Genomic DNA, 7584 nt, shown 5'->3' on the forward strand with positions numbered 1-7584 from the left:
TTGGTTATCGGGCTGCATGCTTTTTATGAAGGCCTGCTTGCTCGTAACTTGATTTCTCGACCGTCTCGGACAATTCAAACTCGCCATTTATCGGGTACACCGCTGTTCTCAAGGGCTCTCAACTTGGAGAACTCGCAAGTAGCGAAGGATGAGTCAGGAGCTGCCGGATTCCCAGGTCAAAAAAAGGAATGCGCACTGTTGTTCCACGGTATTTGCCATTGCTCCGGCGAGTTGGAGTCCTCCAGTATCTGGTGGCATCAAAGCTGGGTTGCTCGGATCGCCTGATAGTCCTCGAGCGGACATGTCGATATGACCTATGCGCAGAAGCAACTGATGCTTGAGATGAGAGGGCGCTGGGTCTGTGCGAATCCTTGGACCACCGTGGCGACTATTGATCGATGGCCCTAGAATTGGTTCCTAAAAGCCACTTTCAGGATGAGGACAAGGGATGTCTGCCATGCTTCAGTCGGATGAGTTCCCGTGGGAAGAGCTGATCGCGGACCAAGGACTGGCTCCGACGAACATCGTACTGACGGCTAACACTGGCCGCGCGGAGCGGGTGGCCAAACTGGTCAACCTGATGCTGATCTCCACGGTCGACTCGGGGGAGGCTGCATTCAGTCAGGTCTGTGTTCTATTGCCCCCTGATGTTCCGGATACGATCCATCAAGACGTGATGAATGACATGGCTCGGCGCCATGGTGGATCCGATGAGGTTCACGCACAAGCTGTGTCAGGGCGCCTCCATGTTCACCGCGTTACGTCCCTGAATGCCGCTGAGCTGGTCGCGTTAATTACAGACCTTCCTGATGGAAGCTTTGCCATTGTCCTCGACGCGTCAAGGTATCGTGCGCCAGACGCGGCCAGCATAAGCTCATCATTTGGGCTGCCGGAGGACCGGTGGATTCCATCCTTGATCTGGCTGGCGGATGCGTGTATCGAGCGTTCATCAGCTCCCAGATGTGTTCTGATCGATGCGGGTGCGTCACCGCCACAGTTGGAGCGTAACATTGATGCCTTCCGGGATCTTGACTGCCTGGTGTGGGCGGTTGGCGGTCAGGCCGCGGTAGCTGATGACGAGATCCTCAGATTCAAGCGATGGGTTGCCCGAGTCAAGCGAGGGGATGTCCTGACTGTCCTGGATGAAGTTGACGTTCTTGAAGCCACGTCCAACCAGTCAAAACTCATAATGAAGGCTGACCTTCTGCATAAGGGCGGAAGGTCGTCTCGTGCCGCGGAGCTTCTTCAACCCCTTTGGGCCTCTGCGGAACGTCTTGCTCCGTTTGTAGGAATTCGATTAGCTGCCATCGCAGTTGCTGGTGGGGACAGGGTAGGCGCAGCGGTGTTTCTAAACGGGTGCGCCGCCAAACTTGACGATCCTCAGATGATGGAGGATGCCCTTGACCTGGCACAAACGCTACAGTCCGAAACGGTGACGCGTCATTGTTTGTCCTGGTTGGCCCGGTACCAGCCTGATTCGGCGGCGCTACAAGAGCATCAGCTGCAGGCCATGCTTGTCGCCTGTCGTGACGGGGGCACGATCCAGTGCAATGACATTGCAGGTCTCCCCCTCACGGCCTATGTCGATCTCATTCTTGCCAGCGTTCATCGCCAAGAGGTTCCGGACTACTCTGCAACTATTTCAGGTCTTGGGACAGAGTGGGAGCATCTTCACAGTGAGACCGTACTTGCGTGCGCACTTGATGCGATGCGACGAGACCTGCCCGTTCAGGCGGCAATGCTTGTGGTCGGCCTGCCTCCGGTGGCGGGGCGCGTCAGTGCCTCGAGCCAGCTTCTACTCTGGACAATTGAGCGCTTGCTGATCGCTGGACAAGGGGATCATCGTGAACTCATCAGCGATGCCGTCCTGTGGGCGCTCAGGTACTTGGCTGCTCACCCTGCTGATACGCAGGTTCGTGAGCGGCTTGACGAGCTTCTTTCCATTGATAGTGCTGGCGTGAATGGCATCGCACTGCTGGCTCACGCGGTTCTCCGACTCATTGATATCCAGCAGGTGTCCGAAACCTCCCTCCACCGGCCTTCAGTGCCGGCGGGGGCGTGGCAGGATGAGGAGTGGCTGGGCTTCTACCGTTCGGCCACGGAATGGATCACCCAAGATGGGGTCGTGGACCTGGCGACGGTGCGCCTTCCGATAGAATTACTTACGCTGAGTGCTGATGAGGTACTGGCAAAGCTCAAGGTGCTGGCACAGTATGTCGTCGAGCAAGAGCAGCCTGACGATTACGCCGTTCTGAATCAGATGTTGATGATCGCGTTCGCGGTAGTGCCGCATGCGGACAACTCGAGCGCGGATCTTGAGCTGCTCAGGTTGGTGGCTACACGGCTGGTCATTACCGGTCAGGCCCAGCTTGCCCGCGACCTGGTCGAGTCGGGTTTGTCTGCCACGCATGATGATCCTCATCGACTTCGTCTTGCGTGGCATGCCTATGGCGATGTGTTCCATCGGATGCAGGACCATCCAAGGGCACTGCTTTCCTTCGGTTGCGCGGTCGCGAGCGGTGGAGATATCGGGCTGGAGCAGGCGTACTATGAGAGCGTTGCCTTGGCAAGAGCCCTGCGCGACATCGGGCTGTTTGACGTCGCTCACGCGCTCTTGGCGCGCTGTGAGGGGCTGATTTCCCGAATGGGGGCTGGGGAGGACATGGCTCATCGATTGCAGACACTGCGGCTCGGTGTTCGCCTTGGCGAACTGCATTCTCTGAGAGCAGAGCTGGGGCATTGGATACCGCTACTGAGTGAACTATCAGCCAATCTTCGCGAGGTCATGCGCAGGGATGATGAGATCACCACGGTACTTCTACTTCTCGTCCAATCACGCGATCGCGTTCTGCTGCTTGGCGGGGAAGTGCCCTCGTCAGTTGATGAAATCATACAGCAGGCCAGCGCAATGGCCGGCGCGATCACTCAGGATCTATTGCTTCTGGCTGAGAACGCAGCCCCGGGTAGGGACCGACTCGTTTCCTATGCGCAGCTTGCTCAACGTGCACGGTATTCGGGCGATGTCGGCTTCGATGTGCAGCGTTTGGTTCGCGCGGCCCGAGCTCAACTTGCCCAGGAAGAGACGCTCGCCGACGCAGAGCTGGCTGCGTTCGCGGTGGAGGCTACCTCCGATCATGCCATTCTAGTGCCTGGCGCAGTTGGCCAGCGCTGGCTTCCGTCCACCCTCGACGAACCGGCTGAGACGATCAATCTCTTGTCCCAGCAGGGGCTTCAGGTGGAGTTGCTCGCCCTCGATAGCGCTGACCGCCTCATCCGCGTCAGCGGTGTGGACGGACGGATTCTGGTGAATCGTGAGGATGGGGTGTTCTCCGCCCGCGGACTCGATGCATGGTCCATCGTATATCCATATGCCTTTGGCATAGACAGTGATGATCCCAATCTGTTCCATACCAGTATGCGCGAGTTGGGCCTGTCCAGTAGCATCGGGGCTCGCACCGTTTTTGTAATGGACACCCGGCTGCAGAGCATTCCCCCGCAGCTATTGGTCGTTGAAGGAGAGTTCGTCGGTAATCAGGCCTCTATTGCGGTGGCCCCTTCCTTGGCGTGGCTGCGAGGTGCAACGACCTCAAGCCCGCTTCAGTACGGACCACCGGCAGCTTGGATATCAACCGCCGTATCCGACGGTGAGGACGGTACGCTGTGTAGGGTGGCTGATCGCCTGAACGAGACTTTTGTCCAGCATCAGATTCAGCTGGATACCGGCGCCGAGCCACCTCCCAGCCTGCGAGCTGCCCAATTGGCGATCGTCGCCGCTCACGGCGGGCTGGATCCCGGTGCACGCTTCTTCCAGGTTGTGTCGGACGAGTCGGCGCTGAGAATCAGCTCATTGGACCTTGCTCGAGCGCTTGAGAGGGTCGGGGTGGCGATTCTTTTTGTATGCAGCGGTGGGCGGCAGAACGCTCATCCGGCAGCGAACACCACCGTGGGACTACCGAAGCAGCTTCTCAGTCGCGGAACACGTGCGGTCATCGCATCGCCTTGGCCTTTGGACTCTCGTGTGCCGTCGCACTGGCTCCCGGCGTTTCTTCATGCATGGAATGAGGGCGCCCGACTGATCGATGCAAACGCGGATGCAAATCGGGCGGTCGCCCGGCAAATGGGTCATGAGCCACGCGATGCGCTGGCAATGACGCTTTACGGCAACCCTCTTCTGTGCAAGGGTGACCTGCCGCTTTCTGAATAGAGGTGACGGCAAGTGCGGGGTAACTCCCTGGCTCGATGGGTAGGGCATGGACCGCAGTATTCTTGAACGTCTAGGGGGCAAAGAGACTTTGGCGATTGCCTCGACGTGCAAACGCACACCTGGACACTCGCTTAGCTCGACTCACGGCCTGAAGCGACCACTTGCATGCTCACTGCTGTAAACCTGCAGCAGATACGTTCTGGCCATTTCGGCAGGGTCGATAGTCAACGTTGGCTGACGGGGCCTTTGCTCCTGTCCAGAGCTCGCTCTCTTCAGGAGAGTCGCTTGGTCCATCTCTTGGTCAGTGACAGGATGCCCACTCCGACCGGATGCGCATTGAGTTAGGCCCAAGTGATGACAGATGCGATCATTGAGTCGGAGAGGACATAGCTTAGAGAGGCCCTGCGGCTTACCAATGGACGACGCTCACGCCGCCTTTGAGGCTCTTGAGAAATTGGATGGGGCACTATCGCCGGCCCTCGCCGCAGCAGTGGTTCGCTTGGTCCAGTCCAAGCATGCATACGACGCTTTGGCAAGAAGGGGCGACCCTTTGGCTGCGATTGCTGGGAGTCGCCTGGGGTTCTGGCAGAACGAGCACTCTGTACCTGGTGCTGTCAACTTCTTCCACGGAGTGGCGCTAGTGCCTGCGGTCCACATCATTTAGGGCATTTTTCCCTTTTATTTCATATAGATAGAAAAATTACTGCTCATTTAGAGTGGCCATACAGCATGAGATGTCTGCCAGCATCGCTGATCAACTACCGCACAACAGATGCATCACCTCTACAGCTAACGTCATGTTGATCACGACGAACCAGCCATCTATCCAACGTTGCAGGCTAATGCCCAGCGTCGCGGTGCGGAGCTGCTCGGATCATTTGTGATGGATTTCCCCTTCCAAGCCCAATGGTGCCGTGAAATCCATCGCCGGCGCCTTCCCTATAAGGCCTATTGCGGCAGGGCATAGAGGCCCAGTAGTCACTGTTGTCCCCTTCAGTGTTTATAGGTCCTGAAGGGGTCACACCACGTTGTTCACTACCAGCCACCACGTGTCGTTGAAATAGAATGCAGACGTGCGGCCGGCAGGCAGTCGGCTGCCAGACCGTCGGCCGAGGCGGGGCTGTTAGGCCTCCCTCGCACCGAACGGTCGAGATGACATGAGCATCGCCCGCCTATGTAGGCCAACTATTTATTCAATCGGCGCATCGCGGAAGGGTGCGATGAGTGAAACGGGAGTAGCATGACTCATCTGCTCCCCCAGGCCAGAGGGATGATCTACCCAATCGCCAGTGACGCCACCAGCCTGGAAGGACCTGCTCTGCGCGCGTTTACCAAGATGGCAGAAGTTTGGAAACTAAGCGCTCATGAGCAGTCGGCAATCCTGGGTAGGCCCATCGACGTTGCTTGTGCACAGCTAGAGGCGGGAGTGACTGACGGCCTTTGGCCAGAAACACTCGAGCGAATCAGCTATGCGCTCGGCATATACCGGGCACTGCACATCCTCTTCCCTGATCAGCAGCAAGCTGACAGCTGGCTACGACGCCCCAACTGCGCAGCACCGTTCAAGGGGACCCCGGCCTTGGCCTTCATGTGCTCTGGTCAACTCAACGACCTTGCCACTGTTCGTGACTATCTAGAGGCCCAGGGAATCGCCGCCTCCCTGACAGCTCCGACGACGTCCAGCAGTCTGTGACCGAGCACCACTAAGAAAGTCGGGACTATAACCACCACCTCGTCACAACCACCAAACCGCATAGCCGATACGTGAGACGAACGAAGACGATGGATCCTGTTCATTTTGCAGTCTTTGATGGCTTACCTTCTGTGCCCGCCAGGCCTGTCCAGAACAAATTCTTTCCAAATCCAGTCCAGTTGGCATCGTTCTTAAGAGCCGCGTAAAGTTCTGCAGAGACAGGATAGTCCACTGGGGACGGAGCATGCCGATCGAACGTATTGTTATCGATAACTTCAAGTCTTTTCGTCACCTCAATCTGCAGCTCAATGCGCACATGAACCTTGTGGTTGGTGACAACGAGGTGGGAAAGTCCACCTTGCTGGAAGCGATCCACGCAGTAATAACTGGGCAGCTGTATGGTCGCAACCTCACCTACGAGCTCACACCCTATCTTTTTCACCAGCCAACGGTGAGGGAGTACTTAGCGGCTCTGCGCGCAGGAACGCCTGCGTCACCGCCCAGGATCTCCATTGAAGCCTATTTGGGGAACGATCCCGCGCTGGCGTCTTTGCGCGGCACCAACAACTCATTAGGTCTAGACAGTGCAGGCGTCCGATTGCTGGTCGAGCTTAGCGATGACTATCGCGAGGAATTCAACGCCTACCTACAGCAACACCAGGGCGCGACCAGCCTCCCAGTGGAGTACTACACGGTGCGCTGGTACTCCTTTGCCAACAACGGCGTCACCGCTCGTACCATCCCGTTCGATTCAACTATCATCGACACCCACGGTATCAAGACACTGTCCGGAGCCGATCGCTATATCGCCAGCATCATCGAACAGGCGCTTACCCCAGCGCAGCGCGTTTCGCTATCTTTGAGTTTTCGCCGCATGCGGCAAAGCTTCTCGGAAGAGGACGACGTTGCCGCCATTAATGCTTATCTCACTCAGCACACAGGAGACATCAGTCACAAAGCACTGACGGTTGGCGTGGACTCTTCACCGCGCTCAACGTGGGAAACAAGCTTGTCACCGTACCTGGATGAGCTTCCTTTCACCCAAGCTGGCAAGGGTGAGCAAAGCGCAGTAAAGATGAAGCTGGCTATGCATGCTGCAGGGTCGGCGCATGTACTGCTGATCGAAGAGCCGGAGAACCACCTCTCCTTCTCTGGCATGAGCCAGCTGATTGACAAGATTTCAGCGCTCTCCACGACGCAGCAGGTGGTCATCGCAACCCACAGCAGCTTCGTTCTGAACAAGCTGGGCGTGGACAACGTGATCCTGTTCAGCGCCCAAGGCCAGATGAAACTGGATCAGTTGCCGCATGATACGCACGATTACTTCATGAAGCTTCCTGGTCATGACACGTTGCGACTGATTCTGGCCAAGCAGGCAATTCTGGTGGAGGGCCCGTCCGACGAGCTGATCGTGCAACGTGCCTACTTTGATCACCACGGCGTAGCGCCATTGGCGCGCGGCGTGGACATCATCTCGGTCAAATCACTGGCGTTTAAACGCTTCTTGCAGATTGCGGAGCGCCTGCGTATTCAGGCCAGAGTCGTCACCGACAACGATGGTGATATCGCGCTGGTGCAAGAGCGATATGCCGACTTCCCCAATGCCATCTTGGACCGGCCAGCCTTTCGTAGACATCCGGTTGCCATAATTGATGGCAATGACCGAGGTGTTTATGGGCAACAGCAA

The 7584-nt window shown here is 57.3% G+C and carries 3 protein-coding genes; all 3 read left to right on the forward strand.

The window, feature by feature from the left end:
* Positions 1 to 448: 448 nt before the first annotated feature.
* On the forward strand, positions 449 to 4204 hold the full coding sequence (locus O0J73_RS10640; RefSeq protein WP_308308667.1) for a CHAT domain-containing protein: 3756 nt from the start codon (positions 449 to 451) through the stop codon (positions 4202 to 4204).
* Positions 4205 to 5444: 1240 nt separating this feature from the next.
* Positions 5445 to 5897 carry an antitoxin Xre/MbcA/ParS toxin-binding domain-containing protein gene (locus tag O0J73_RS10645; protein WP_231347516.1) on the forward strand — a complete coding sequence of 151 codons (453 nt, stop codon included), beginning with the start codon at positions 5445 to 5447 and terminating at the stop codon, positions 5895 to 5897.
* A gap of 244 nt (positions 5898 to 6141) precedes the next feature.
* Positions 6142 to 7584 (forward strand): AAA family ATPase (locus O0J73_RS10650; RefSeq protein ID WP_308308668.1); only part of this gene is annotated, 1443 nt, incomplete at its 3' end.

This window comes from Stenotrophomonas sp. Sm6012 (assembly GCF_030985895.1).
In the GTDB taxonomy this organism is placed as follows: domain Bacteria; phylum Pseudomonadota; class Gammaproteobacteria; order Xanthomonadales; family Xanthomonadaceae; genus Stenotrophomonas; species Stenotrophomonas forensis.